The 26,946-nt window shown below is 72.3% G+C and carries 21 protein-coding genes, 1 tRNA gene, 1 other RNA gene and 1 pseudogene; 10 read left to right on the top strand and 14 right to left on the bottom strand.

Translation table 11 applies throughout. The annotated features are described in order from the left end of the window. Positions 1 to 8 precede the first annotated feature (8 nt). The 3 genes from PUW82_RS06510 to ffs form a co-directional block, all read right to left on the bottom strand. Entirely contained in the window at positions 9 to 1,244 is a 1,236-nt protein-coding gene (locus PUW82_RS06510; protein ID WP_274221472.1) for an acetate/propionate family kinase, read from the bottom strand. Next, entirely contained in the window at positions 1,241 to 3,358 is a 2,118-nt protein-coding gene (gene pta / locus PUW82_RS06505) for a phosphate acetyltransferase (RefSeq protein ID WP_274221471.1), read from the bottom strand. Before pta ends, PUW82_RS06510 begins: the two co-directional genes overlap by 4 nt. Positions 3,359 to 3,449: 91 nt before the next feature. Then, positions 3,450 to 3,546: signal recognition particle sRNA small type (gene ffs, locus PUW82_RS06500), an RNA gene on the bottom strand. Between the two features lie 101 nt (positions 3,547 to 3,647). Here ffs and PUW82_RS06495 point away from each other — a divergent pair. The 3 genes from PUW82_RS06495 to PUW82_RS06485 are packed head-to-tail and all read left to right on the top strand — an operon-like array spanning position 3,648 to position 8,195. Beyond that, complete coding sequence (locus PUW82_RS06495) at positions 3,648 to 4,640, top strand: AAA family ATPase (protein ID WP_274221470.1); 993 nt, start codon at positions 3,648 to 3,650, stop codon at positions 4,638 to 4,640. A gap of 8 nt (positions 4,641 to 4,648) precedes the next feature. Next, positions 4,649 to 5,926 (top strand): DUF58 domain-containing protein, encoded by a 1,278-nt coding sequence (locus tag PUW82_RS06490; protein ID WP_274221469.1) that lies wholly within the window; start codon positions 4,649 to 4,651, stop codon positions 5,924 to 5,926. Further along, positions 5,913 to 8,195 carry a transglutaminase TgpA family protein gene (locus tag PUW82_RS06485; protein WP_274221468.1) on the top strand — a complete coding sequence of 761 codons (2,283 nt, stop codon included), beginning with the start codon at positions 5,913 to 5,915 and terminating at the stop codon, positions 8,193 to 8,195. The genes PUW82_RS06490 and PUW82_RS06485 overlap by 14 nt, the downstream gene beginning before the upstream one ends. A 70-nt stretch (positions 8,196 to 8,265) precedes the next feature. On the opposite strand, the gene PUW82_RS06480 is transcribed toward PUW82_RS06485, so the two are convergent. Next, positions 8,266 to 9,660: a dicarboxylate/amino acid:cation symporter gene (locus tag PUW82_RS06480; protein ID WP_274221467.1), complete on the bottom strand. Its 1,395-nt coding sequence runs from the start codon at positions 9,658 to 9,660 to the stop codon at positions 8,266 to 8,268. 198 nt (positions 9,661 to 9,858) lie between these two features. Here PUW82_RS06480 and PUW82_RS06475 point away from each other — a divergent pair, with 198 nt between their 5' ends. Further along, a complete protein-coding gene (locus tag PUW82_RS06475; RefSeq protein WP_274221466.1) occupies positions 9,859 to 10,488 on the top strand; it encodes an HD domain-containing protein in 630 nt (209 codons plus the stop codon). A gap of 59 nt (positions 10,489 to 10,547) precedes the next feature. Here PUW82_RS06475 and PUW82_RS06470 read toward each other — a convergent pair. Then, positions 10,548 to 10,639, bottom strand: a tRNA-Ser gene (locus PUW82_RS06470). Between the two features lie 74 nt (positions 10,640 to 10,713). On the opposite strand from PUW82_RS06470, the gene PUW82_RS06465 reads away from it, so the two are divergent. The 3 genes and pseudogenes from PUW82_RS06465 to PUW82_RS06455 all read left to right on the top strand — a co-directional run. Beyond that, positions 10,714 to 11,736 (top strand): lactonase family protein, encoded by a 1,023-nt coding sequence (locus PUW82_RS06465; protein ID WP_274221465.1) that lies wholly within the window; start codon positions 10,714 to 10,716, stop codon positions 11,734 to 11,736. A gap of 36 nt (positions 11,737 to 11,772) precedes the next feature. Beyond that, entirely contained in the window at positions 11,773 to 12,549 is a 777-nt protein-coding gene (locus PUW82_RS06460) for a siderophore-interacting protein (RefSeq protein ID WP_274221464.1), read from the top strand. Between the two features lie 39 nt (positions 12,550 to 12,588). After that, positions 12,589 to 13,239 (top strand): annotated as a pseudogene (locus PUW82_RS06455) (NADPH-dependent F420 reductase); the annotation flags it as partial. 52 nt (positions 13,240 to 13,291) lie between these two features. Here the strand turns inward: PUW82_RS06455 and PUW82_RS06450 are convergent. Both PUW82_RS06450 and PUW82_RS06445 read right to left on the bottom strand, forming a co-directional pair. Then, a complete protein-coding gene (locus PUW82_RS06450) occupies positions 13,292 to 13,789 on the bottom strand; it encodes a DUF427 domain-containing protein (protein WP_274221463.1) in 498 nt (165 codons plus the stop codon). A 10-nt stretch (positions 13,790 to 13,799) separates the two neighbouring features. After that, the gene (locus tag PUW82_RS06445) at positions 13,800 to 14,183 is read right to left on the bottom strand and encodes a DUF3054 domain-containing protein (protein ID WP_274221462.1); all 384 of its coding nucleotides are present in this window, start codon (positions 14,181 to 14,183) and stop codon (positions 13,800 to 13,802) included. 121 nt (positions 14,184 to 14,304) lie between these two features. Between PUW82_RS06445 and PUW82_RS06440 the strand changes: the two genes are divergently transcribed. Both PUW82_RS06440 and PUW82_RS06435 read left to right on the top strand, forming a co-directional pair. Beyond that, positions 14,305 to 16,014 carry an AMP-binding protein gene (locus tag PUW82_RS06440; protein ID WP_274221461.1) on the top strand — a complete coding sequence of 570 codons (1,710 nt, stop codon included), beginning with the start codon at positions 14,305 to 14,307 and terminating at the stop codon, positions 16,012 to 16,014. A gap of 80 nt (positions 16,015 to 16,094) precedes the next feature. Continuing rightward, positions 16,095 to 17,858, top strand: a complete 1,764-nt coding sequence (locus PUW82_RS06435) for a pyruvate dehydrogenase (RefSeq protein WP_274221460.1) — start codon at positions 16,095 to 16,097, stop codon at positions 17,856 to 17,858. Between the two features lie 79 nt (positions 17,859 to 17,937). On the opposite strand, the gene PUW82_RS06430 is transcribed toward PUW82_RS06435, so the two are convergent. The 4 genes from PUW82_RS06430 to PUW82_RS06415 all read right to left on the bottom strand — a co-directional run bounded on the left by PUW82_RS06430 (position 17,938) and on the right by PUW82_RS06415 (position 22,334). Then, entirely contained in the window at positions 17,938 to 19,065 is a 1,128-nt protein-coding gene (locus PUW82_RS06430) for a baeRF11 domain-containing protein (RefSeq protein ID WP_274221459.1), read from the bottom strand. Positions 19,066 to 19,152: 87 nt separating this feature from the next. Beyond that, positions 19,153 to 19,707 carry an NYN domain-containing protein gene (locus PUW82_RS06425; RefSeq protein ID WP_274221458.1) on the bottom strand — a complete coding sequence of 185 codons (555 nt, stop codon included), beginning with the start codon at positions 19,705 to 19,707 and terminating at the stop codon, positions 19,153 to 19,155. 50 nt (positions 19,708 to 19,757) lie between these two features. Continuing rightward, complete coding sequence (locus PUW82_RS06420; RefSeq protein ID WP_274221457.1) at positions 19,758 to 20,942, bottom strand: PQQ-dependent sugar dehydrogenase; 1,185 nt, start codon at positions 20,940 to 20,942, stop codon at positions 19,758 to 19,760. Between the two features lie 9 nt (positions 20,943 to 20,951). Continuing rightward, positions 20,952 to 22,334 carry a serine hydrolase gene (locus PUW82_RS06415; RefSeq protein ID WP_274221456.1) on the bottom strand — a complete coding sequence of 461 codons (1,383 nt, stop codon included), beginning with the start codon at positions 22,332 to 22,334 and terminating at the stop codon, positions 20,952 to 20,954. A gap of 99 nt (positions 22,335 to 22,433) precedes the next feature. Here PUW82_RS06415 and PUW82_RS06410 point away from each other — a divergent pair, with 99 nt between their 5' ends. Continuing rightward, complete coding sequence (locus tag PUW82_RS06410; protein WP_274221455.1) at positions 22,434 to 23,744, top strand: SLC13 family permease; 1,311 nt, start codon at positions 22,434 to 22,436, stop codon at positions 23,742 to 23,744. A gap of 21 nt (positions 23,745 to 23,765) precedes the next feature. On the opposite strand, the gene PUW82_RS06405 is transcribed toward PUW82_RS06410, so the two are convergent. From PUW82_RS06405 to PUW82_RS06395, 3 genes are all read right to left on the bottom strand, one after another. Next, the gene (locus PUW82_RS06405) at positions 23,766 to 24,488 is read right to left on the bottom strand and encodes an NUDIX hydrolase (RefSeq protein WP_274221454.1); all 723 of its coding nucleotides are present in this window, start codon (positions 24,486 to 24,488) and stop codon (positions 23,766 to 23,768) included. Positions 24,489 to 24,498: 10 nt separating this feature from the next. Further along, complete coding sequence (locus PUW82_RS06400; RefSeq protein WP_274221453.1) at positions 24,499 to 26,187, bottom strand: ABC1 kinase family protein; 1,689 nt, start codon at positions 26,185 to 26,187, stop codon at positions 24,499 to 24,501. Positions 26,188 to 26,258: 71 nt separating this feature from the next. Then, on the bottom strand, positions 26,259 to 26,855 hold the full coding sequence (locus tag PUW82_RS06395; RefSeq protein ID WP_274221452.1) for a PadR family transcriptional regulator: 597 nt from the start codon (positions 26,853 to 26,855) through the stop codon (positions 26,259 to 26,261). Positions 26,856 to 26,946 lie beyond the last annotated feature (91 nt).

Raw genomic sequence — 26,946 nt, 5'->3', positions numbered from 1 at the left:
GGATGATCTCAGGCGGTCACGGCGACGGTCTGCCGCGCGATCTCGAGCTCCTCGTTGGTGGGCACGACGAGGACCGTCACGGCCGAGCTGTCGGTCGAGATGCGACGGATGCCGCGACCGCGCTGCTCGTTGCGCGCCGGGTCGATCTCGATGCCGGCGAAGCCGAGCGTGGCGAGGGCGCTCGCCCGCACGAGCGGCGAGTTCTCCCCGACCCCCGCGGTGAAGGAGATGACGTCGACGCCGCCCAGCTGCGCGAGGTAGGCGCCCGCATACGCGCGCAGCCGGTGCGCGTAAACCTCGAAGGCGAGCGTCGCCTTCTCGTCGCCGCGTTCGACGCCGTCCTCGATGTCGCGCATGTCCGAGACGCCCGCGAGGCCGAGCACGCCGCTGCGCTTGTTGAGCAGGTCGTCGAGCTCGGGGATGGTCATCTCGGCGCGGCGGGCCAGGTGGAAGATGACGGCGGGGTCGAGGTCGCCCGAGCGCGTGCCCATGACGAGGCCTTCGAGTGGGGTCAGACCCATCGACGTGTCGACCGAGCGCCCGCCGTCGATCGCCGTGACCGATGCGCCGTTGCCGAGGTGGAAGACGATCTGACGCAGGTCTGCGAGCGGGCGCCCGAGATGGGCGGCCGCCGCCTCGGAGACGAACTTGTGGGAGGTGCCGTGGAAGCCGTAGCGGCGCACCCGGTGCGCCTCGGCGAGCTCGGCGTCGATCGCGTACGTGTAGGCCGCGGGCGGCATCGTCTGGTGGAAGGCGGTGTCGAAGACCGCGACGTGCGGCAGGTCGCCGAAGGCGGCCTTCGCGGCGCGGATGCCCTGGAGCGCCCCGGGGTTGTGCAGCGGCGCGAGCACCGACAGCTCGTCGATGTTGATCTCGACCAGGGGCGTGATGAGCGTCGGCTCGAAGAAGCGGGCGCCGCCGTGGACGACGCGGTGTCCGACGGCGACGGGCGCCAGGCGCTCGAGCGACGGCCCGTTCTCAGCGAAGGCGTCGAGCATCAGCTGGAACCCGGCCGTGTGGTCGGCGATCGGCAGCTCGCGCTCGTACGTCGCGTCGGTCGCCGCGACGGCGGCATCCGCTCCGGTCGTGTCGGTGCCCGAGAAGAAGACGGTGTGCTTGACGCGGCCCTGCTCCTGGCCGATCCGCTCGACGAGGCCGGAGGCGTGCGGAGACCCGGTGGCGGCGTCGATCAGCTGGTACTTGAACGATGACGAGCCGCTGTTGATGACGAGCACGATGCTCATGCGGATGCCCCTCCCTGGGCCTGGATCGCGGTGATGGCGATCGTGTTGACGATGTCTTCGACGAGCGCTCCGCGCGAAAGGTCGTTGATGGGCTTGTTCAGGCCCTGCAGCACGGGACCGATCGCGATCGCGCCCGCCGAGCGCTGCACGGCCTTGTAGGTGTTGTTTCCCGTGTTCAGGTCGGGGAAGACGAACACCGTCGCCTTTCCGGCAACTGACGACCCGGGCATCTTCTTCGCCGCGACGGCGGCGTCGGTGGCCGCGTCGTACTGGATCGGTCCCTCGACGAGCAGTTCCGGCGCGCGCTCGCGCACGAGTGCCGTCGCTGCCCGGACCTTGTCGACGTCGGCGCCCGAGCCCGACTCCCCTGTCGAGTACGACAGCATCGCCACGCGCGGGTCGATGCCGAACTGACGCGCCGTCTCGGCCGACGACACGGCGATGTCGGCGAGCTGCTCGCTCGTGGGGTCGGGGATGACGGCGCAGTCGCCGTAGACGAGCACGCGGTCGGCGAGCGCCATGAGGAAGACGCTCGAGACGACGGAGACGCCCGGCTTGGTCTTGATGATCTCGAACGCCGGGCGGATGGTGTGGGCCGTCGTGTGGGCGGCGCCCGAGACCATGCCATCGGCGAGCCCCAGGTGCACCATGAGCGTGCCGAAGTACGACACGTCGGTGACGGCATCGGCGGCCTGGCCGTACGTCATCCCCTTGTGGGCGCGCAGGCGCTCGTACTCGCGGGCGAACTTGTCGACGTGCACGGCGTCGAACGGCGAGAGGATCTCGGCGTCGCGCAGGTCGAGGCCGAGCTCGAGCGCACGCGAGCGCACCTCGACCTCTTCGCCCAGCAGGGTGATGTCGGCGATGCCGCGCGAGAGGACGATGGATGCCGCGTGCAGGACGCGGTCGTCGTCGGCCTCGGGAAGCACGATGCGGCGCCGGTCGGTGCGGGCCCGCTCGACGAGTCCGTACGCGAACATCAGCGGCGTCACGACGGTCGAGCGCGCCAGGCCGAGGGCCTGCGTCAGCTCGGACGTGTCGATGTGACGCTCGAACAGGGCGAGAGCGGCGTCGTAGTGCCGACGGGAGTCGGCGGCGAGGCGACCGCGGGTGCTCATGATGCGCGCGGCCGTCTCGTACGTGTCGAGATCGGTCGCGATGATGGGAAGGGTCGCGCCGACGCCGTCGATGAGCCGGTCGACCGACTCGGGCAACGGGAAGCCGCCGTTGATGACGATCGCCGAGAGGGTCGGGAAGGTACCGGACGCGTGCGCGAGCAGCGTCGCCAGGAGGACTTCGGCCCGGTCGGCCGGGATGACCACCACCGAGCGCTCGCTCAGGCGCGGCAGCACGTTGACCATCGACATCGCGCCGATGACGACCCCGAGCACCTCGCGGCCGAGCAGGTCGGCATCGCCCTTGACGAGGCTGCCCTGCACCGCTTCGAGCACGCCCCGCACGGACGGCGACACGAGGAACCGGTCTTCGGGCACCGCCCACACCGGGACGTCCTGGGGGACGGTGCGACGGACGGCGGCGATGATCTCGTCGAGGCGGTCGCCGTCGGCACGGTTCGCCACGACGGCGAACAGCTCGGCCCGGTCGCCGCGCAGTTCGGCGACGGCGAGCGAGGCGATCTGGCCCATCTCGTCGGGCGTGCGCGCGGCCGACGAGCCGAGCGTCTCTCCCCCGCCCTGCCCGGCGCGACCGCCGAGCACGAGCAGCACGGGAGCACCGAGGTTCACGGCGATGCGGCCGTTGTAGCCCAGTTCGGCCGGCGACCCGACGTCGGTGTAGTCGCTGCCCATGATGACGACGGCGTCGCACTGCGCCTCGACGGCCTTGTAGCGCTCGACGATGCGCGAGAGCGCGGCATCCGGGTCGCTGCGCATGTCGTCGTAGGTGACGCCGATGCAGTCGTCGTAGGCGAGGTCGACGCCGTCGTGGTCGAGCAGCATCTCGAGCACATAGTCGCGTTCGTCGGTGGATCGCGCGATCGGCCGGAAGACGCCGACGCGTGGCGCGACGCGACTGAAGGCCTCGAGCACCCCCAGCGCGATGATCGACTTCGCGGAATGGCCTTCTGCGGATGTGATGTAGATGCTCTGAGCCACGGGTTCAGCCTAAGAGGAGAGGCCTGACCACGAGCCGGGAAAATCCCCGCGGATCGTGGCGGCGGATGCCGCAGGCCACGTCGGTGGGGAAAATTAAGACTCTCCGCGAACCCGGCAGAGCCTGGTTACCCTTGCTACGTTTCCGTCCTGGGGGAGTTGGCCTGGATGCCGCCTCGCGGAGAGCTGCCACCAGTCTAACCCGGAAGCTGAGTCCTCCCGTCACCGGGGCCGGTTAGGCTCTGCCGCAGACGCGCGCGATGCGGCGTGGCGCAGGGAACGAGGGGATCGCATGACGAACGAGGGCACGCGGGCGGCTTTCGGCCCCGATCGGTTCGCGGCCACGACCGACGCCATCTCCGCGAGCATCGCCCGGGTCATCGACGGCAAGCCGGAGGCGGTGCGCTCCGCGCTCGTGTGCCTGCTCGCCGAGGGGCATCTGCTCATCGAGGATGTGCCCGGTGTCGGTAAGACGATGCTGGCGCGAGCCCTCGCGGCCACCGTCGACGCGTCGGTGCGCCGCATCCAGTTCACGCCCGACCTGCTGCCCGGCGATGTCACCGGCGTCAGCGTCTTCAACCAGGCCGACCGCGAGTTCGAGTTCAAGCAGGGCGCGATCTTCGCCAACATCGTCATCGCCGACGAGATCAACCGGTCCTCCCCCAAGACGCAGTCGGCGCTGCTCGAGGCGATGGAGGAACGTCAGGTGACCGTCGACGGGCGTACCCATCCGCTTCCGGCCCCGTTCCTGGTCGTCGCGACGCAGAACCCCCTCGAGATGGACGGCACCTACGCGCTGCCGGAGGCGCAGCGCGACCGGTTCATGATGCGCATCTCGATGGGTTACCCCGATGCGGCATCCGAGGCGCGCATGCTGCGCGATCGCGACAGCGTGAACCCGCTCACGTCGTTGGCGCCGGTCGTCGCGGCCGCCGACGTGCAGGACCTCATCGCGTGGGCGCGTCGGCTGCACGTCTCGCCCGCGATCGAGGAGTACGCCGTCGCGATCGCCCGCGCGACCCGCGAACACCCCGATCTGCGCCTGGGCGCCAGTCCGCGCGCCACCTTGCAGCTCGTGCGCGCCGCGAAGGTGTGGGCCGCCCTGGACGGGCGCCCGTTCGTCATCCCCGACGACCTCGTCGCCCTGCTGCAGCCGGTGTTCGCCCACCGCCTCATCCCGGCCCGCAGCAGCGGCGCCGCGCGCGGGCGCAGCGGCACGGAGGTCGTCGACGCGGCCCTCGCGGCCATCGCGGCCGAGGTTCCGGTGCCGCTTCCGGTGCGGTGAGGCGCGACATGCCGGCCCGCTCCGCCGTCGCGACACGCCCCGCGCGCCTCCGCGCCCGCCTGCGCCGCGGGTGGCCGTTGACGCTGCGCGGCGGCGGCGCCGTCGTCCTCGGGGTGGGCGCCATCGTCCTCGCCCATGCCGTCAACGTCGCCGAGCTGGTCTACGTCGGTGTGCTTCTGCTGGCGACCGTCGTGGTGGCCTGGATCTCGCTGTGGTTCGTGCACCGCTACGGCGAGGTGTCGCGGTCGTTCGCACCCGATGTCGCCGCCGTCGGACACGAGAGCGTCGTCACCGTGCACGTATCGGCGCGCTCCGGCCTGCCGGGCACGCTCGCGCGCTGGACCGACGTATTGCCCGAGGGCATCGAGGGCGAGGCGACCGGGGTCGTCGCGGCGGGGTCGGCGGGACGGATGCGGCTCGCATACCGCATCCGCGCGGTGCGGCGCGGCATCCGTGAGATCGGCCCGTTCGGTCTGGTCGTCACCGATCCGTTCGGCCTCACCCGCCGCCGTCTGCGGGTCGGCGGCATCGAGTCGGTGACCGTCACCCCGGCGATCGTCGCGCTGCCACCCCTGGCCGAGTACCCCGGCGAGGCCGGCGGCAGCCTGCACACCGCGACCCATCAACTCGGCGAAGGAGCCGACAACCTCATCCCCCGCTCGTACGAGCCCGGCGACTCGATGCGGCGCATCAACTGGCGGGCCAGCGCCCACCACGACGAGCTGATGGTGCGTCAGGAGGAGCAGGAGTCGACCCCCGAGGCCACCGTCGTGCTCGACCGCGCGGCGACGCGGTGGTCGGCCGACGCGGCGCTGCCCGGCGCGGACCCCGCGTTCGAGGTCGCCGTCTCGGCCGCGGTGTCGGCGAGCGCCCGCCTGGCCCGCGAAGGCTACGACGTGATCGTGCTCGACACCGAGGGGATGCCGCTGGGGGCGCCGGTCCCGGCGGGCGACACGGTCGCGGTGGAGCAGCTCGGCCTCGACCTCGCGACGGTCGTCGCCGGCGGCGCGGACCGTCTGTCGCTGATCCCGCGGTTCTTCTCCACGACCGTGTCGGGCCCCGTCGTCGTCATCACCGCGCACGTGAGCCCCGCGGACATCACCGCACTGTCGCCTCTCGTCGGACACAGCGCGCTGCCCATCCTCTGGGCCGCCGACACGACCGCGGACGTGTTCGAGCGCGCCCGCGACGCCGGGTGGCGCGTGGCGCCGCTGACGCCCGACCGCGACCTCGCCGATGCCTGGCAGCTCGCCACCGACCGAGGGGCGAGCCGTGCGGGGGTCTGAGGTGCGGCGGCTCGAGGTTCGGCGCAGCGGCCGTACGCGCCTGGCCCTCGCCCTTCTCGTCGCGATCACCGTGGCGGTCCTGCCGCTGCTGCGCGTCGTCGCGGCGGGGTCGTGGCTCGTCGTGGCGGCCGCCGTCGTGATCACGGTCCTCGCCGCCGGCGTGGCTCTGCGGCGGCTGCGCACCCCGGCGCTCCTGGTGACGCTCGCCGAGCTGCTGCTGGCCGGGGCGCTGATCACCGCGGTCTACTTCGGCAGCACCGCCCTACTGCTGGTCATCCCCTCCCCCGGCACGATCGCGGAGCTGCCCGCCATCGCCGCCGGCGCCGCCGATCAGATCATCACCGGTGTCGCGCCGCTCGAGGTGGGCCGGCCGCTCGCGATCGTGACGGTGGCGGCCCTCGCCGCACTCACCGTCCTGCTCGACCACACCGTCATCACGGCGCGTATGCCGCTGCTGGGGGCCGTCGCCCTCGTCGCGGTCTGGCTGATCCCGGCGCTGTCGGTGCCGACGCCCCTCGACATCGCGTCGTTCGTCGCCTTCGCGGCATCCCTGCTGCTGCTCCTACGCACCGAGACGCGGACGCGTGAGCGAGCGCTCGTGGCGGCGGCGGCACGGACGGCATCCGGTTCCGACGCGACCGCGACATCTCGCCGTTCGCCGCGGACCGGCACGGCGCTGGCCGCGGGTGTGGCGGTCGCGGCCATCGTCGCGACGGTCGTCGTCGTGCCCGAGCTGCCGCGGCCCGCGCCGCGCGTGGGCATCGGCACGGGACCGGCCACGACGATCAACGCCAACCTCGAGCTGGGTGACGACCTGCGGCGCCCCACCGAGGTCGAGGTGCTCACGACGCGCACCAACGCCCCCAATTCGCCGTACCTGCGCGCAACGACGCTCTCGCGCTTCGACGGCCGGGTGTGGGAGCCCGACCGCGACGAGACCGCCCCGTTGACGCCCGACGCGCTCGGACCCGTCGTCGCCGATCCCGACATCCGGATCACGGAGTACCGCACGACCGTGGCGGTCACCCAGCTCTCGTCGACGTGGCTGCCCGTGCCGTCGCCGGCCGTGCGCGTCGACGACCTCGCCGGATCGTGGGCGGCGATGCCGAGCAACCGCACCGTCATCGGCGACGGCGCCGACACGCAGGGCCAGGAGTACGTCACCACGACGCACGTGGTGCGCCCGACGCTCGAACAGATCCAGGCCGCCGGCACGACCTCGGAGGGACTACCCGACTTCGTCACGCAGCTTCCCGACGCCATGCCGCCCTCGATCGAGCGCACGGCGCGCGAGATCACCGCGGGCGAGGTCACCGCGTACGACCAGCTCGCCGCACTGCAGCGGTGGTTCCGCGGCTCGGACTTCCGCTATTCGCTCGACGCTCCCGTGGCCGACGGGTTCGACGGCTCGGGGGTCGACGCGATCGCCGACTTCCTGCGGGCGCGCAGCGGGTACTGCGTGCACTACGCCTCGGCGTTCGCCGTCATGGCGCGCACGCTGGGCATGCCGTCCCGCATCGTCGTGGGCTACCTGCCGGGCAGCCTCACGGGGCGCTCGGTCGACGGCGAGAGCGTCGCCTCGGTCCTGAGCTCGCAGCTGCACTCGTGGCCCGAGGTGTACTTCGCGGGTATCGGCTGGGTGCCGTTCGAGCCGACGAACAGTCTCGGTGCGCCGCCGACGTACCAGCGGTCGACGCAGCCGCTTCCCGACGACGGCGGCGAGGACGTCACGCCCGATCCGGCGCCGCAGCCCACGGCATCCGTCGCCCCCAGCGACGCGGCCGCGCCGAGCCCGTCGGCCTCCGCGGCTTCGGGCACGGCATCGCAGCGCTCGCCCGTCGCGGTCGCGCTGCCCTACGCCGGCGTCGTGCTCGGTGCCGTCGCCGTGCTTCTACTGCCGGCGCTGCTGGCCGCCGCGCGCCGCCGTCGCCAGCTCTCGGCTGCGCGGCGCGGGGACGTCCTGGCGGCGTGGCAGTTCGTCCGCGACAGTGCCCGCGACGTCGGGCTGTCGCTCTCGGACGCCGAGAGCCCCCGCGCGCTGGGGACGCGGTTGATCGCGCTGCCCGCCGTGCCCGCCGAGCGCATGGCCGCGCTGGTCGGTGCCGTCGAACGCGCCGGCTTCGACCGACCCGGCGACGCCGCCGACACCTCGGCGGGCAGCGCGGCCGCGGAGGACGCGGCGGCGGTGAGGCAGGGACTGCTCGCGTCGGTGTCGACCCCGCGGCGCCTGACGGCGATGCTGCTGCCTCGCACCCTCGTTCGGGCCTGACCTGCCACGCACACGAGAGGGGCCGGCCCGGAGCATCCGGACCGGCCCCTCTCAGGTGGTGGCGTCGCGATCAGGCGCGCGCGGGCTGCTCGAGCTCGTCGGCGCTGTCGTCGGCGAAGGGGTCGCCCGAGCGCTCGGCGTCGTAGAGCTCGCGGTCGAGGATGCCTTCGCGCTTGGCGACGATCGTCGGCACGAGCGCCTGCCCCGCGACGTTGACGGCGGTGCGGCCCATGTCGAGGATGGGGTCGATCGCGAGCAGCAGGCCGACGCCCTCGAGCGGCAGGCCGAGCGTCGTGAGGGTCAGCGTGAGCATGACCGTCGCGCCGGTGGTGCCTGCGGTCGCTGCCGAGCCGACGACCGAGACCACGACGATGAGCAGGTACTGCACGACCGACAGCTCGAGGCCGAAGAACTGCGCGACGAAGATCGCGGCGATCGCGGGGTAGATCGCGGCGCAGCCGTCCATCTTGGTCGTCGCGCCGAACGGGACGGCGAACGAGGCGTACTCGCGCGGCACGCCGAGGTTGCGCTCGGTGACGCGCTGCGTCAGCGGCAGGGTGCCGATCGACGACCGCGAGACGAACGCGAGCTGCACGGCGGGCCACACGCCCGAGAAGTACTGGCGGATCGAGAGGCCGTGGGTCTTCAGCAGCACCGGGTACACGACGAACAGCACGAGGGCCAGTCCGACGTAGATCGCCACGGCGAACCACAGCAGCGTCGTCAGCTTCTCCCAGCCGTAGGTCACGACGGCGGAGCCGATGAGGCCGAGCGTTCCGATCGGGGCGATGCGGATGATCCACCACAGCACGCGCTGGACGACCTTGAGCGCCGACTCGGTGAACGTCACGAACGCCTCGGCCCGCGCGCCCAGCTTGAGCGCGGCGATGCCGATCGCGGCCGAGATCACGATGATCTGCAGGACGTTGTAGCCGACGCTCGACGACGCCGCGCCGGTGTCGGGGTTGATCGAGGTCGACACGGTGAGCCCGAGGAAGTTCTGCGGGATGAGCCCGGTGAGGAAGCTCCACCACGAGCCGACGTTCGACGGGGTCTCGGGCGTGAGCTGGCCGGCGTCGACGCGCGCGCCGGGCTGGATCGTGACGCCGAGCACGATGCCGATCGTGACCGCGATCAGGGCGGTGATCCCGAACCACAGCAGCGTCTGCCCGGCGAGGCGAGCGGCGTTGGTGACGTTGCGCAACTGCGTGATCGAGGCGACGATCGCGAGGAAGATCAGCGGCACGACGGCGGTGCGCAGCAGCGTGACGTAGCCGCTGCCGACCGTGGACAGCGTCGCGGCGAGCCCGTTCGGGTTGCCCTCGGCGTCGGGGCCGAGCTGGCGCGCCAGCAGGCCGAGCAGCACGCCCGCGACGAGGGCGACGGTGATCTGGAAGCCGAACGAACGGTAGAACGGCTTCTTCCGCTTGGCGGGGGCCGGACTCTTCGAGGTGGCAGAACTCATGGTGATGCTCCTGAGGGGATGTCGTCGCGATGGCGACCCACCGACGCTAAACCCTTCGCGGGGTGGTGAGGGTCATATGACCCTTCGTGACGCCTCGAAACGCTCCCCATCGTCGCATTCGCGACAGCGTCGCGCTGATCCCTGCCGGACCGGCCGCCGCGGGCCGGCATCCCGACCGCCGGGATCGACAATGACCGGGTGACCTCGGATCTCGACGCGCTCCTCGCTCCCCCGACCCCCGCCGCCGCGGCGGCCCTCGAGACACTGCGGCGCTGGTCGTCGCCGGCGCTGGTGAACCACGGCATCCGATCCTGGGCGTGGGCGCGGCTGCGGGCCGACGCGCTGTCGCTGCCCTACGACGCGGAACTGCTGTTCGTCGCGGCGATGCTGCACGACCTCGGAGTGACGCCGTCCTTCGACGCCCACGAGGTCGCGTTCGAATCCGCCGGCGGTGCGGCAGCGTGGGCGTTCGCAGCCGGAGCCGGCTGGCCGCCGGAGCGCCGCGAGCGGGTGCGCGAGATCATCGAGCGCCACATGTGGCTGAGCGTCGACCCGGACGAGGATGCCGAGGGGCACCTGCTCGAGGTCGCGACGAGCCTCGACGTGTCGGGCGTCGCACCCGAGCTGTGGGACCACGATGTGCTGCGGGCCGTGACGGTGCGGCATCCGCGTTCGGGGTTCACCGACGAGTTCGCCGGCTGCATCCACGCCCAGGCCGTCCGCAAGCCGACGACCGCCGCTGCACGCTTGGACGCGTCGCAGCGCATCGTGGCCGGCGGCCGCATCTGGGCGGGCATCCTCGATGTCCCGGCCGGTGAACGCGACTGACCGGCGCGCCCCGGACACGACAGAGCGCCACCCCCGGAGGAGTGGCGCTCTGTCGTTCGTGGCGGAAGTGACAGGATTTGAACCTGCGAGGCGAGTTACCCCGCCTACATGGATTCCAGCCATGCTCCTTAGGCCGCTCGGACACACTTCCGTCCGCGAGTTTATCAGTCCCGGCGGGGCGTTCCCGCCGCGAGCCCGCCGACACCCCCCGGCTAGGCTCGGGGTGTGACTGACTCCTCTCTCGTCCTGGTCGCCAACGCGGGCGACAACAGCATCAGCGTCTTCCGCCTCGTGGGCGATGCGCTCGAGCGGCTCGCCGTCACGGCAGACCTCCCGGGCACGGGCACCTTCGCCGTCGACGAAGCACGCGACCTCGTCTACGCCGGCGTGAAGGGCGACCCCGCCGCCATCGTCACGCTCGCGCTGGACCGCGAGACCGGAACGCTCACTCCGCGCTCGCGCTTCGCGCTGCCCGGCGGCTCGGTCAGCTACATCGCCCTGACCCGTGACGGCTCGGCGCTGCTGGCCGCCTCGTACGGCGGCGACTACGGCGTCGTCGCGCCGATCGTCGACGGAGTCGTGGGCGAGCCGACCGGTCGCGTCGAGTTCTCGAAGCTCCACTCCGTCCTCCCCTCGGCGGACGGCCGGTTCGTCTACTTCGTGTCGCTGGGCGACGACCTCGTCGCCGCGTACGCACTCGCCGACGACCTGACGCTGAGCCCCGTGGGCACCGCGGCGGCCCCGGCCAGGAGCGGTCCGCGCCACCTCGTGCTCACCGCCGCACAGGACGCCGTCTACGTCATGACCGAGTACTCCGGCGAGGTGCTGCACTACGCCCGCGATCGCGACACCGGCACGCTCGAGCTGCGTTCGCAGGCCCCCGCCGTCGACCCGGCCGCCGGGCTCGTCCGCGGTGAGATCGGGGCGGACCCCGTCGCCCACCACGCGGTGTGGGGAGCCGACATCCACCTCGGCGCCGACGAGCGCCACCTGTGGACGTCCGAGCGCTCGACGAGCTCGCTGGGGGCGGTCCCCGTCGCGCAGGACGGCACCGTGCGCCCCGTCGAGACCTTCATCCCCACCGAGCCGCAACCGCGCGGTTTCGCCGTCTCGCGCGCCGGCGACCGGCTCGTCGCCGCCGGCGAGCGGTCGGCGACGGTCTCGCTCTACGCCGTCGACGGCGTGAAGCTGACGCTGCTGCAGCAGATCGAGACCGGCGCCGGCGCGAACTGGGTGCGTTTCCTCTGAACCCGGCCGCCCGCCGGCGCGGGTACCGTAAGTAAGGTGGCCCTATCTTCGCGCACCGCTCCCCGTGCCCCTCGTCCGAGCATCGACCTCCAGGTCGTCGCGACCGAACGCCTGTCGGCTGACCTCGTCCGGATCACGCTCGGCGGACCCGGGATGTCGGCGTTCGAGAACCGCCCCGAGACCGACAAGTACGTCAAGCTGAAGTTCACGACGCCGGCGCCCGAATCGGCGCCCGTGACCCGCACATACACCGTGCGCCGTGTCGACGCCGTGGCCGGCACGCTCGACATCGACTTCGTCGTCCACGGCGACGAGGGCCTCGCCGGGCCCTGGGCGGCACGCGCGCAGGTCGGCGACACGATCGAGCTGATGGGTCCGGGTGGGGGCTACCTGCCGGATGCCGCCGCCGACTGGCACCTGCTCGCGGGAGACCTGTCGGCACTGCCTGCCATCGCCGCAGCGCTCGAGGCGCTGCCCGAAGACGCCGTGGGCCGCGCCTTCGTCGAGGTGCCCGCGGATGACGCCATCCTGCCGCTCACCGCGCCGGCGGGCGTCGAGGTCGAGTGGGTCGTCGACCCGGCGCACGACCCCGAAGCGCTCGCGGCGGTCGTGCGCCAGTGCGACTGGCGGGCAGGAGATGTGCAGGTCTTCGCGCACGGCGAGCGCGAGTCGATGAAGGCGCTCCGGCGCGTGCTCTTCGACGAGCGCGGGCTCGACCGCGCCCGGGTGTCGCTGTCGGGCTACTGGGCGCGCGGGCGGACCGAGGACCGGTTCCAGGCCGAAAAGCGCGAGCCCATCGGCCAGATCCTCTGACCGCGTCGCGCCCAGGCGGGGAATGTCGCCGCGACAGGCTCGGTTGACCCCGCCATGACCACAGTGGGAATCATCGGAGCAGGACACATCGGCAGCGCCCTCGCGGCGGGTCTCGTCGAACGCGGCTACGACGTCGTGATCGCGAACTCGCGGGGGCCCGAGACCCTGGCGGACCTTGTCGGCCGGCTCGGCGAGCACGCACGCGCGGCGAGTGCGCGCGAGGCCGCGGAGGCGGCTGACTGGGCGATCGTGACGGTGCCGCTCAAGGCGCTCGGCGACATTCCCGCCGAGCCGCTGGCCGGAAAGATCGTGCTCGATACGAACAACTACTACTGGGAGCGCGACGGCCGGATCGCCGACCTCGATGACAAGACGACCACGACGTCCGAGATGGCGCAGCGCCACTTCGCCGACGCGAAGGTCGTCAAGGCGTTCAATCACATCCCGGCCGCCGACATCACCACCGACGGCTCCCCCGCCGGCACGCCCGGCCGTCGGGCTCTCGCCACCGCGAGCGACCACCCCGACGCCGTTGCGCACGTGACCGCGCTCTACGACGAGTTCGGCTTCGACACCGTCGACATCGGCTCCCTCGCCGAGAGCTGGCGCGTGGAGCGCGACCAGCCCGCCTACGTCGTGCGCCAGGACGCCGACGAGCTGCGGGCCAACCTCGCGCGCGCCGAACTCTGACGCGTCGCCGCTGCCCGCGGCATCCCCGTGCCCGGTTCGACGGCGCCGGCCGTCACCAGCCCATCGAGCCGGGCACGCCCTTGAACGGCCCCGCGATGTTCGCCGTCACCCAGCCGCCGTAGAACCCGCCCGGCTGCGGCGTGACGACCTCACCGTCGACCGTGCACCGGTCCATGCCTCCCGCGTACACCGCGACGCGTCCGACGAGCTCCTCGTAGCCGGGCGCCGGGGTCGGGTACCCCCAGGCCGCGCGCGCCGCGACGGCGGTGTCCCGCACGACGTCGAAGTACTCGGCCGCACCCTTGAACTCGCAGAACGACGAGCCCGCCGTCGGCACGAGCGAGCCCGGCACGAAGGCTGCGGCCGGCAGGTAGTACACCGGCGGGTGGCTGGTCTCGAGCACCCGCACGACGTCGTCGGTGTCGACGATCGTCACCGCGGCGAAGTCGATCGTCACGCGCACGGGGATGCGCTCGAGGCGCGGCGGCCGCGGGTAGTCCCAGACGGACTCCTGGCCGGCGCCGACGGGATCGGGAACGGGATGACGCATGCGCTCCACGCTACGCGCGGGATCCGGCCCCGCGGCTGAGAGAGCGCCGAGCCCGCAGCGCGGCGAGCGCACGGGCGACGGCGCGCCAGCCGATCAGCAGGGTGAACACCGTGAGGGTCGCGACGATGACGAACGGCAGCGCCGTTCCCTGACCGGATGCCGCGCGCAGCAGCATCCCGCCGGCGACCGTCACCGCCGCGACACCGAGGCCTGTCCGCACCGGCGCCGCGGGAGCACGCCATCCGCGCACGGCGAGCCACCCGACCAGCAGAGCGGCGAGGAACGGCCACGAGGTCTGCCACAGGCCGGAGAGGATGTCGGAGTCGTGGCTGGCCCGCCCCGTGGCGGCGAAGGCGACGACGAAGACGGCATCGAGCAGGAGGGCGAGGACCATGCATCCATCTTCGCGGTCGCACCTCGGCTGCGGCGCATGTGGCCCGCGGCATCCGGCCCTTCTTAGACTCGGGAGGGCGTCCCCGCGCCGTGCGCCGGACGCGACGACAGATCCGAGGCCCATGTCTTCTCCCGCCGCCCCGACGCCCACCGACGCCTTCCGCGCCGCCCGCGACTTCCTCCTCGACCATGCCCATGACCCCGACAGCGCCCATGCCGGGTTCTCGTGGCCCGAGGTCGGCGCGCACTTCAACTGGGCCGTCGACTGGTTCGACGCCGTCGCCGCCGGCAACGACCGCATCGCGCTGCACGTCGTCGATGAGGACGGCACCGAGTCCCGTGTCACGTACGAGCAGATGCGATCACGCTCCAACCGCGTCGCGAACTGGTTGACCCGGCAGGGCGTCGGGCGCGGTGACGCCGTCATGCTCATGCTCGGCAACCGAGTCGAGCTGTGGGAGGCGATGCTGGCGATCCTCAAGATCGGCGCGATCATCCTGCCGACCTCGGTCGTCCTCGGCACCGAGGACCTCATCGAGCGCGTCGAGCGCGCGGGCATCCGGGCGGTCTTGGCGGACGACACGGATGCCGCCAAGTTCGACGCCATCCCGGGCGATTTCGTGCGCGTCGTCGTCGGCGCCGAGCGCCCCGGCTGGCTGGGCTTCGCCGACGCTGCCGCGGCGTCGGACGCGGCCCCCGGCGTCGTGGTCGCTTCGGACGACCCCGCGCTGATCTACTTCACCTCGGGCACGACGTCGCGGCCGAAGATGGTCGTGCACACACACGTGAGCTATCCGGTCGGGCACCTGTCGACGACCTACTGGATCGGCGTGCGCCCGGGCGATGTGCACATGACCATCAGCGCGCCCGGCTGGGGCAAGCACGCGTGGAGTCTGTTCTTCGCCCCGTGGATCGCCGAGGCGACGATCTTCGTCTACAACTACGCGCGCTTCGATGCGGCGGCGCTCGTCGCTCAGCTCGATCGCAACGCGGTCACGACGTTCTGCGCGCCGCCGACGGTGTGGCGGATGCTGATCCAGGCCGATCTCGAGAGCCGTCCGCGCGCCCTGCGCGAGCTGCTGTCGGCGGGCGAGCCGCTCAACCCCGAGGTCATCGCGACGATCGACCGCTGGTGGGGGCTGGCCATCCGCGACGGGTACGGGCAGACCGAGCTGACCGCTGTCGTCGGCAACACCCCCGGCGTCGCGCTGAAGCCCGGTGCGATGGGCCGCCCGCTGCCGGGCAACGACGTCGTGCTCATCGATCCGCTGACCGGACGCATCGGCGACGAGGGCGAGATCTGCCTGCCGACGGCGCCGACGCGCCCGCTGAACCTGACCCCCGGCTACCTCGGCGAACCCGAACGCACGGCGCGCGTCGACTACGACGGGTACTACCACACGAGCGATGTCGCGACGCGGGATGCCGACGGGCAGCTGACCTTCGTCGGGCGCACCGACGACGTGTTCAAGGCGAGCGACTACAAGGTCTCGCCGTTCGAGGTCGAGTCGGTGCTGCTCACCCACCCGGCCGTCGCCGAAGCGGGTGTGGTGGGAGCACCGGATGCCGTGCGGCTGAACGTCGTCAAGGCGTACGTCGCCCTCGCGGCGTCCTGGGAGGCCTCGCCCGAGACGGCCCGCGCGATCCTCGCCCACGCGCGCGAGCACATGGCCCCCTACATGCGCGTCCGTCGTCTGGAGTTCTTCGAGCTGCCGAAGACGATCTCGGGCAAGATCCGCCGCGTCGAGCTGCGCGACCGCGAGATCGCGGCGGGCGATGAGCGCATCGAGACGGAGTGGCGCGAGAGCGACTTCCCCGATCTCAAAGGCTGACCTCACGCAACCCCTGGCTGGCGCATAGCGAGCGGGCCGAGACTGGAGGCATCCCGTCAGCCTCAGCCGAAGGAGTTCCCGTGCCGCAGAACGTCGCCGAGCAGATCGTCGCCCAGTTGATCGATGCGGGGGTGAAGCGCATCTACGGCATCGTCGGCGACTCGCTCAACCCCATCGTCGATGCGGTGCGACGAACGGGCGGCGCTGCCGAGGGCGGCATCGATTGGATCCATGTCCGGCACGAAGAGGCGGCCGCCTTCGCCGCCGCGGCCGACGCCGAGCTGACCGGCGAGCTCGCCGTGTGCGCCGGCAGCTGCGGCCCCGGGAACCTGCACCTCATCAACGGTCTCTTCGACGCGCAGCGGTCGGGGGTTCCCGTGCTCGCGATCGCCAGCCACATCCCGAGCGTCCAGATCGGATCGGGGTACTTCCAGGAGACGCATCCGGAGCGGCTGTTCACCGAGTGCAGCGACTACTGCGAGATGATCCTGACGCCCGAGCAGTCGCCGCGCGTCGTCGGCTCCGCCATCCGTCACGCGACGGCGGGGTCGGCGGTCTCGGTGATCGTGCTGCCCGGCGACCTCGCCGAGCACCGGTCCAGCGGCGCGCCCGCCCCGTTCGTGCCCGCGCGACCGGGACGCGTCGCGCCGGATGACCGCACCGTCGCCGAGCTCGCCGCCGCGATCGACGAGGCCGAGAAGATCACCCTGTTCGTCGGCGAGGGGGCGCGCGACGCCCGCGACGAGGTCATCGCGTTCGCGGAGCACCTCCAGGCCCCGATGGGGCACTCGCTGCGCGGCAAGCAGTGGATCCAGTACGACAACCCGTACGACGTCGGCATGTCGGGGCTGCTCGGTTACGGCGCGATCGACCACGCGATGCACGAGACCGACCTGCTGCTGCTGGTGGGAACCGACTTCCCCTACGACCAGTTCCTGCCCGACGGCGCGACGACGACCATCGCGCAGATCGACGTCGACGCCCGCCGCCTCGGACGGCGCGCCGGGGTGACCCATCCCGTCCACGGCGACGTCGGTCTCACCCTCGCGGCTCTCCGCGCGAAGACCGCCGCCAAGCGCGACGACCGGTTCCTCGAGCACACCCGCAAGCGCTACCGGAAGGCGATGACGGACTCCGTCGCGACGTACACCGACTCGGACGCGCAGCCCATCCATCCCGAGCGCGCCATGACGGCGATCGATCGGGCCGCCGCACCCGACGCCGTCTTCACCGCCGACACCGGTATGGGAAACGTCTGGCAGGCACGCTACGTCACCCCCACCCCGCAGCGCCGACTGCTCGCGTCGTGGCGGCACGGCTCGATGGCCAACGCGCTCCCCCACGCGTTCGGCGCGCAGCTGGCCTACCCCGACCGCCAGGTCATCGCGATCGCGGGCGACGGCGGGCTGTCGATGCTGCTGGGCGAGCTGATCACGGTCGCCGCGTACGACCTGCCGCTCAACGTCTTCGTGTTCAACAACTCGACGCTGGGCATGGTCAAGGCCGAGATGCTCGTCGCCGGCTTCCCCGACTTCGGTGTGGACGTCCCCATGGTCGACTTCGCCGCCGTGGCCACTGCCCTGGGCTTCCACGCGCAGCGGGTGACCGACCCGGGCGACCTGGATGCCGCTGTCGCAGCGGCCCTGAGCCACCGCGGCCCCTCGCTCGTCGACATCGTCACCGATCCCGATGCGCTGTCGATGCCGGCATCCATCACGGCGGAGCAGGTCGCCGGGTTCGGGATGTCGATGGCCAAGATGGTGCTCGGCGCGAAGGACTCCGGTGGCGTCGGAGCCGTCATCGACACCGCGAAATCCAACATCAAGCACATCCGCAGCCTCTGAGCGGCCGCCGGACCGCGCCGCGCCGGGTCTGCCGAGAGGTCCGTCGGAGGCGGGAGGCCGATCCGACGGACCTCTCGGGTCAGACGAGGCCGGTCGGCACGGGGAAGCGCAGCACCGCCGCAACCGGTGCGCCGTCGGGCAGGTCGGCGCTGCGCACGGCACGCACCCGGCCGCCCGCGCGCAGCACGCGCGCCGCGATCTCGTCGAGGATCGCGTAGGTGCCGGGGCCGGCGTCCGGCGCACGGGTGATATGCCCGGTCTCGTCGATGACGCCCTCCTGCTCGAAGCCGACGTCGAACAGCAGCTCATCGACGGCCGCCGTGCTCGCGGCCACCGCCGCCTCGCGCACCGACGAGGTCGCGAGGCCCTGGGCGCGCAGCGACCCGAAGTGCTCGCGCCAGGCAGCGAGCTCGCCGTGCTCGTGCGCGTCGAGCACCTCGCGAGCGGCCTGCTCGAGATCGGCGTCCGAGAGCGAGTCGGGGTGGGCGTGGATGCCGCGCTCGAGCAGGCCGCGGTGCGTGTTGACCGAGCGGTAGGCGGGCTCGAGGTCCTGCGAAGCGGCGAGGATGAGCGGAACCCCCTCGGGCACGACGCGCACGACCGCGTCCTGCACGATGCGGCTGAACTTCTCGCGCTCGATGCGATCGCCCGTCGTCCCCTGGGGCCGCGGCATGTCGCGCTGGCCGTCCGTCGTGGTGTGTGCGAGCGCGGCCCACAGATCGTCGGGCAGCTCGATCGCGCGCTCGGTCAGGCCCTGGTCCGGTCCGATCTCACTCAGCCGTGCGCCTTCGCGCGACAGCCGCACGATGAACGCCCGACGCGGGAAGGTCACGGCACGCAGCAGCGGCCCCGCGTCGAACCGGTCGCCCACAGCCGCGCGGGCGTCGAGGCGACTCGGCAGCCGGAAGGCGGCGACGCGGCCGGGTGCGGCGAACACGACGATCGAGCGCGACTGACTCTGCCAGAACTCCTCGTCGTCGACGAGCCCGCGCAGCGACGCGATCACGCTGCCGCGCTCCTCCGCCGGCACGTCGGTGTCGGCGAGCTGGCGGGCGGCCGCGTCGATGCCCTCGCGCAGCTGCAGCTGGGCCAGACGCCGGTCGGACGGGATCGGCGACGACGGCGCGACGATGGTCACACTCGCCGGATGCCGCGCATCGATGAGGTCGAGCAGGGTTGCGGTATCGGGAAGATCTGATGCCAACATCGCCACAGGCTACGCGGGGGCGCCCCTGCGGCGTCGAGGGGTTGCGAGCGTCCGGCGATGCCGGTAGACGGAGCCCTGCTGGCTGCGTCAGCCGAGGAACTCCCACGGGTCGAACGCCTCGATGGGGATGACACGGACGCGCGGCAGCGGCGCGTCGAAGGCATGCGCGTCGTACTCGAGGTCGAAGAACTCGACCCCGGGCAGTGCCGTCAGCTCGCTGCTGCGGAACTCGGCGAACGCCAGAACGCCGACGCGGCGGTCGGGCCCGGTGAGCGCTGCGACCTCGCCGACGAAGTCGCGGTCGTGGCTGACGAGGACGACGTCGTCGGCACGGTCCTTCAGCGCGGCGAGCGTGCGCTGGATGGCGATGTCGACGACCTTCTCGTCCGCGTCGCCCGACAGCGGCACCGGCTTGTAGCCGAGCGCGAGCAGCGCCTGCACGAACGACATCGGCAGGTGGTTGCTGGCGTTCAGGAAGAACAGGCCGCGCGCCGGCTGCTGCCACTGGTCGCCGACGAACTGCAGCAGGCGGTCCCACCGCGGACGCTCGTCGGGCAAGGGGCGCCGCCCCAGGATCGACTGTCCGAGTGTCGCGTCGATGTTCTCGCCGTCGATGAGCAGCCACGTCACGCGTTCGGTCACCCGGGTCCCCTGTTCGTAAGAGTGTTCCTCGAACGCTATCAAGTCCGCGCTCATGCGCCGGGCGTCAACGGCACGCGGACGAGCCGGTCGTCGCCGGCGGCGGCGTTGCCGCGGCCGTCGGTGTTGCCGGTGAGCAGCCACAGTTCGTCGCCCGCGACGACCGCGTCGCGGACCCGGCCGAGCTCACCCGGCCACAGCGCGACCGGCTCGCCGACGACCCCGGCGTCGGTGACGTCGATCTGCCACACGCGCTCCCCGCGCAGGCCCGCGACGAAGACGGTGCTGCCGCGCGCGGCGATGCCGCTGGGACTGGCCTCGTCGGGCGTCCAGATCGCCACCGGCGAGAGGTAGCCCGGCTCGTCCGACATGCCCTCGTGCACGGGCCAGCCGTAGTTGCCGCCCGGCTCGATGCGGTTGAGCTCGTCGAACGTGTCCTGTCCGAACTCGCTCGCCCACAGGCTGCCGTCCTGCGTCCAGGCCATCCCCTGCACGTTGCGATGACCGAGCGAGTACACCGGCGAGTCGAACGGATTGCCCGGTGCCGGATCGCCGTCGGGCGTGAGCCGCAGGATCTTGCCCGCGAGCGAGTCGGGATCCTGCGCGGCATCCGGGTCGCCGGCATCTCCCGTGGCGACGTAGAGCAGGCTGTCGGGGCCGAATGCGATCCGGCCGCCGTTGTGCACCCGGTCGCGCGGGATGCCGTCGATGACGACCTCGGGGTCGCCGAGGCGCCGATCGCCCGGTTCACCCTCGAGCGACATCCGAACGACCCGGTTGTCGTCGGCGGTCGTCACATACGCGTAGAGGCGCGTGCCCTCCTCCTCGTCGGATCCGGCGGGATCGGGCACGGCGATGCCGAGCAGGCCGCCCTCGCCGACGGCAGCCGTCAGGTCGATCCGGCCGGCCACGCGGGGCGCGGCGCCCGGCTCGACCTCGAGCACGTCGCCCGTATCGCGCTGGCTGACCAGCTGCGTCCCGTCGGGCATCACCACGACCGACCAGGGCACTTCGAGCTGCGTCGCGATGTCGACCGGATCGCCCGACGGCCGCCACGTGGTGGCGTCGGCGACCGGCGTGGTCGCGACCGGGCTCGGAGTGGACGGTGGCGTCGTCGGAACGGGCTCGGGCGGCGCCGCGCAGCCGGCGATGAGCACGACCGACGAGACGAGGGCCGAGACCGCCAGCACCGGGCGGGCCGAACGACGACGGATGCCGCGAGGACCGAAGCGCTTCATCGCTTCAGGCTACGGGGCGCCGAGAATCGCCGCTGCGTCCTGGGCCCAGCCGAAAACGACGCTCGGGTGGACGAGAGCCGCGGGGTCGTCCGAGCGGGCGAGCACGGTCACGACGACGGGCGTCGCTCCCTCGCGCTCGAGGTACCACGAGCCCGCGAGCACGCCGATGGAGCTGCCGCCCTTGAACGCCACGTAGCTCCACCGGTCGCCGAACTCGACGCCGGGGTTGGCCGAGAGGATGTCGCGCAGCGGCGCGCCGGCGGGGGTGAGCGCTCGCTCCTGCAGGGCCGCGTGCGCGGCGGTGAGATCGTCGGCGGTCGCGAACCAGTCGACACCGTCGCGCCACGCGGGCTGGGCCCCGCTCATCGCCGCAGGATCGGGGACGCCCGCGGGGAGGCGCTCGAGCACCGAGCGCCGGGCCTCGGCGTCGCCTGCGGCACCGCCCCACAGCGTGCGCAGGTCGGCGTCGCCGAGAAGCAGCCAGAAAAGCTCGCGCGTGGTCGGGAACGGCGTGTTCAGCGACGGGTCGGCGTGCCCCATCGCGGCCATGGCCTGCTCGACGGCGTCCCGCCCGACCGCCCGGATGAGGGCGTCGGTGGCGGTGTTGTCGCTGATGGCGATCATCTTCTCGGCGGCCTCGCGGACGGTCACGGTCGCCCCGTCCGGCAGGTTCTGCAGCTCACCGCTCGGCAGGCTGCGGACGCCCGCATCGATGACCAGGGGGTCGTCCCACGTCAGGCTCCCGCCGCCGACGGCGTCGGCGACGGCCCCGAGCACCCACAGCTTGAAGATCGAGCCGATCGGGGCGGCGCCCGGACGCCCGAAGGACTGCAGGGTCTCGCCGCCGACGTCGGTGACCTGCACCGTCGCGTCGAAGGGTGCCGACTCGACCTGCTCGCGCAGCTCCTCCCACGACGCCGCCGGCTCGCGCTCGGGCGGGGTCGGACCGAACAGGAGCCCGTCGATGAGGTCGTCGGCAGTGACGGAGAGGGTCATGTCGTAGGTGACCTCGGCCGACGTGATCGTGACGCGGGCCTGACGGTCCCCCTCCTCGTACGCGGTGGGCGTCCACGGCGCGGCATCCTGCAGCTGCACGAGCACCGACTGCAGGTCGGCAGCGGGAAGCTGCTCGAGGGTCGCGGGATCGAATCGTCGCTCGATCTCGTCGATGCGCGGTTCCTCGTCGGCGTTGATCTCGTCGAGCACCCAGGCCGCCTGAGCGCCGACCGGTGAGCTCGGGATCTCGACGGCGGCGGTCGGCGCCGGGGTCGAACGGGCGTTCGGCGACGCGCAGGCGGCAAGAGCCGAGGCGGCCAGGGCGATGACCGTGGCGGCACCGGCGATGCGCGCGAGTCGGAGGGGGACGGAACGGGGGCGAAGGGGGGCGGTCACCCTGCCAGCCTGCCGCCCGCGGCGTCTCCGCGCCTCCCCCGCGCGACGGAGACCGCCGTCCCGGCGGATTCGGAGGAGGCCCCCAGTAGCGTGGATCGCGTGGACCCGATCGTCGCGACATTCCTGATCCTCGCCGCCGCGATCGTCGCGTTCCTCTCCGCCCGCGTCCCGCTGGAGATCGTGGCCGTGGGTGTCGCGCTGGCGCTGTGGGCGACGGGGGTGCTGACCCTGCCCGAAGCCCTCGCCGGTTTCGGCGATCCGACCGTGCTGTTCATCGCGAGCCTGTTCGTGCTGGCTAGTGCCCTCGAGACCAGCGGAGTGACGCGCTGGGTGGGCAGCGTGATCCTGGCCCGGGCCGGCACCCGGCGCGGGCGCATCCTGCTCTGGGTCGGCGGCATCGTCGCCGTCCTCACGGCGCTCATCAGCATCAACGGCGCCGTCGCGGCGCTCATCCCGGTCGCCGCCGTCATCGCGCGGCGTGCGAAGGTCCCCGCCTCTCAGCTCATGATCCCGCTCGCCTTCGTGGCCTCGGCGGCGTCGTTGCTGACGCTGACGGGCACCCCGGTCAATGTCGTCGTGTCCGATCTCGCGGCGACCGAGGCAGGGCGGCCCTTCGGCTTCTTCGAGTTCGCACTCGTCGGCGTGCCTCTCGTCATCGCCACGATCGCGATCATCATCGTCCTCGGCCCGCGGCTGCTGCCGCATCACGGACCCGACACGGCGCCGGCTGCACACACCGAGCGCGAGACCGAGACGCTTTCGCTGCTGCCCGAATCGGTGCGCACCGGCGCCGTCGCCACCGTGCGGGACCGGCGTCTGGGCCGCGGCTCGCGGCGCACCCTCGTCATCACAGCGGCCATGGTGGTGCTGCTCGCGACCGGCATCGCACCGCCGGCGGCGGCGGGCCTGCTCGCGGCCGCGGCGCTCCTCGCCACCCGCGTCGTGCGGCTGCCCGAGCTCTATCACGGCATCTCGTGGACGACGCTCGTGCTCATCGCGGGCATGATCCCGCTCTCGGTGGCCTTCCTCGAAACGGGCGCAGCCGATGTCGTCGCCGCCGGCCTGCTCTCCCTCGTCGGCGAGGCCGACCCCCACCTCGCGCTCCTCGTGATCTGCATCGCAGTCGTGGTGCTGGGGCAGTTCATCTCGAACGTCGCCACCGTGCTGATCATCGCGCCCGTCGCCGCCTCGATCGCGGCGACGCTCGAGGTCAGCGCCCTGCCCTTCCTCATGGCGCTCACCGTGGCGGGAGCGGCATCCTTCCTCACCCCGGTCGCCACGCCCGCCAACCTCATGGTGATGGCCCCGGGCGGCTACCGGTTCGGCGACTACTGGCGCCTCGGGCTGCCGCTGGCGGCGCTGTTCCTGGCCACCGCCGTGCTGTACGTCCCGCTCATCTGGCGCTTCTGACCCGGTGGGCCCCGCCCGCGGTCAGGGCAGCAGCAGCTCACGGCCGCGGTCCCAGTCCTCGGTCCAGCCGAGCTCATCGAAGAGCCCGTCCAGCAGCATGGCGGTGAAACCCCACACCAGGTGGTCGCCCGCCGGATCGTGGACGACGAACCCGGGGCCGCGCCACTCTTGACCGTCGCGGTGCAGCACCGTCACGACGCGATGCGCCGGCGAGAGCAGGTCGGCGACGGGCGCGCGGAAGACCGCAGCCGACTCGGCGACGTCGACGACCCGCACCGGCGAGGGTCGACGCCACCATGCCAGCACCGGCGTGACGAGGTGCCGCGAATATTCGAGGGGAAGCGGGGAGAGCTCACCGAGCACCTCGACGCCGGCGGTGTCGAGCCCGGTCTCCTCGCGCGCTTCACGCAGCGCCGCCTCGACCGGGCCGGCGTCGCCGGGGTCGATCCGTCCACCGGGCAGCGCCACCTGCCCCGGATGCGAGCGCAGCGTCGCGGCGCGCGCCAGCAGCAGCACATCGAGATCGCGTGACACAGCCGCGTCGGCAGCGTGATCGCTGGGCGAGCCGTCGAGCACGCCGAACAGCACCAGCACCGCCGCCGCGCGCGTGCCGGGCTCCAGCGCAGCGTCCGCCGCCGACGGGCTCGCGACACCCGGGCCGCCCTCCGCGACCGGCCGAGCCGCGCGAGCCGCGAGCGCTCGCAGCTGCTCCCGCGCAGCAGGGCTCGAGACATCGCGGGGCATGGAGCCCACGCTAGTCGCGCCGCCCGCCGCCGCCGGTGAACAGACCCGCGAACAGCACGTGCAGCAGGGGCAGCACCGACGCGCCCATCAGCACGGTGCCGAACGTCTCGTCGTCCGGGCGCAGCAGGACGCCCGCGACGAGGAGGCCGGCGAACAGGATGCCCGACACGGCGCGCCGGCCGAGGCGCTCGAGCCGCGACATCCGGCGCTCGAGGCGCCCGCTGTCGAAGTCGAGGTTCCCGTCCTCGAGATGGGTGATGAGTCCGTCCAGACGCTGCGGCAACCGCATCGACACATCGGCGACCGTCATCGCCCGTCGCGCCACGTCGCGCATGAGGTCACCGCGCTCCTCCCGCAGCAGTCGCGTCGCGTACGGCTCGACGGCGTCCCACAGGTTGAAGGCGGGGTCGATCGAGGTGCACACCCCCGACGTCAGGGAGGCCGCACGGATGACGAGCAGGAAGTTCTCGGGCAGCTGGAACGGCAGCGCACGCGCGAGCTCGCCGAACTCGCCCGCGAAGTCGCGGAACTCGCGCGGATCGATCTGCTTCAGCTCCGCGAACCCCATGCCGCCGAACCGGGCGAACAGCTGGGTCATCGCTCGCTCGAGCTCGCGCACATCGGCCGACGGCAGCAGCGCACCGACCTGGTCGATGCCGGCGACGAGGCCCCGCCCGTCGCGACTGGCCGCGGCGACCAGGACGGTGCGGAGCGCCTCGCGCGTGGACGGCGGGATCTCGCCCATCATGCCGAAGTCGATGAAGGTCAGCACCCACGGCGGGTCGGCCTCGCCGCGCTCCTCCGGCGGCACGACGGTGACGAACACGTTGCCGGGGTGCGGGTCGGCGTGGAAGAAGCCGAAACCGAAGAACTGGTCGAACATGACCGAGGCGAACACCGACGCGACCTCGTGCGGGTCGATGCCCGCTCGACGCAGGCCGTCGACGTCGGTCACCTTGATGGCGGTCACGTCGGCGAGGGTGAGCACCCGCGCGGTGGACCGCTCCCAGGCGATCTCGGGGACGGCGACCCGCGGGTTGCCGGCGAACTCGGCGCGGAAGCGCTCGGCGTTCGCGGCCTCGTGGCGGTAGTCGATCTCCTCGAGGCTCGTGACGGCGAACTCCTCGACGAGCGCGGGCATGTCGGCGCGCTCGGCGACGATGCGGATGCGCCGCAGCCAGCGGGCGACACGGCGCAGTGCCGCGAGGTCGACGTCCACGATCGCTGAGATGCCGGGTCGCTGGACCTTCACGATCACGTCGGCGAAGCCGGCATCCTGCGCCAGCTCCGGTGTGAGGCGGGCCCGATGGGCCTGCCCGAGGGATGCCGCCGCCACCGGCGTCTCGTCGAACGCGGCGAAGGCCTGGTGCACAGGCATGCCGAGCTCGGCCTCGGCCGCGGCGCGGATCTGCGCGAACGGCACGGCGGGAACCTCGTCCTGCAGGCCCGCGAGCTCCGTGGTCACCTCGGGCGGCAGCACGTCGAGCCGCGACGACATGAACTGACCGACCTTGATCATCAGTCCGCCGAGCTCGACGGCGAGCACGTGGAAGCGCCGTGCGAGACGGCGCATGCGCACGGCGCGGCGGCGGTCGGCGAGGCGGTGCAGCCCGAAACGCGGCAGCACGAGCTCGAACCACCACGTCTGCACGAGCGCACGCGCGGCGAAGCGCAGGATGCGGCGGTACCGAGCGCGCATGCGCGCATCACCCGGCGCGGGACGCGCGCCGGGTGATGCGGACGGATGCGGGTGGGCCGAGGCCACCCCGGTCAAGCCTGCGCGAGCAGGGCGTACAGCTTGCGTCGCGCGTCGTCGAGGATCTCGACGGCCTGCTGCACCTGCTCGGGCGAACCGCTGCGGCCCACCTGCGCGGCAGCCTGGGCCAGCTCGACGCCGGCCTTCGGCAGCGCGGTCATGCGGCCGTGGTCACGGCTCTGGTCGCGGCTCGCACCCTCCCACGGTGCGGGCTTCTCGCCCGACTCGGTCGCCGCGGCACGGCCTGCCTCGGTGAGCGAGTAGGTCTTGCGGCCGTTCGACTCCTGCGCGCTGATGAGACCTTCGTCCGAGAGCAGCTGCAGGGTGGGGTAGACCGAGCCGGCGCTGGGTTTCCACGAGCCTCCGCTGCGCTGGTCGATCTCGTGGATGATCTGGTAGCCGTGCATCGGCTGCTCGGCGAGAAGCGCGAGCACCGCAGCGCGGACGTCGCCGCGACCGACGCGGGTGTTGACCTTCTGCTCGAAGGTCGAGCGCAGCTGGTCGAAGGCCTCGAACACGTTGTTTCCGAGGTCGGAGACGTTGAAGCCGCCGCGGCCGCCGAAGATGCTGTCTCGGCCGCCGAAACCGCCGTTGGGGAATGTTCCGCTCATGCTGACCTCCCGGGTCGTCGATGCGTTAGCGATACTCGACGATATATCGCTCAGCCCCGCGAAGGAACCCCCCGCGCGGCATTCCCGGGTG

The sequence above is a fragment of the Microbacterium thalli genome (genome assembly GCF_028737325.1).
In the GTDB taxonomy this organism is placed as follows: Bacteria; Actinomycetota; Actinomycetes; order Actinomycetales; family Microbacteriaceae; genus Microbacterium; species Microbacterium thalli.
Note: the sequence above shows the minus strand (reverse complement) of the source record. Positions and strands in the feature narration are given on the sequence as shown.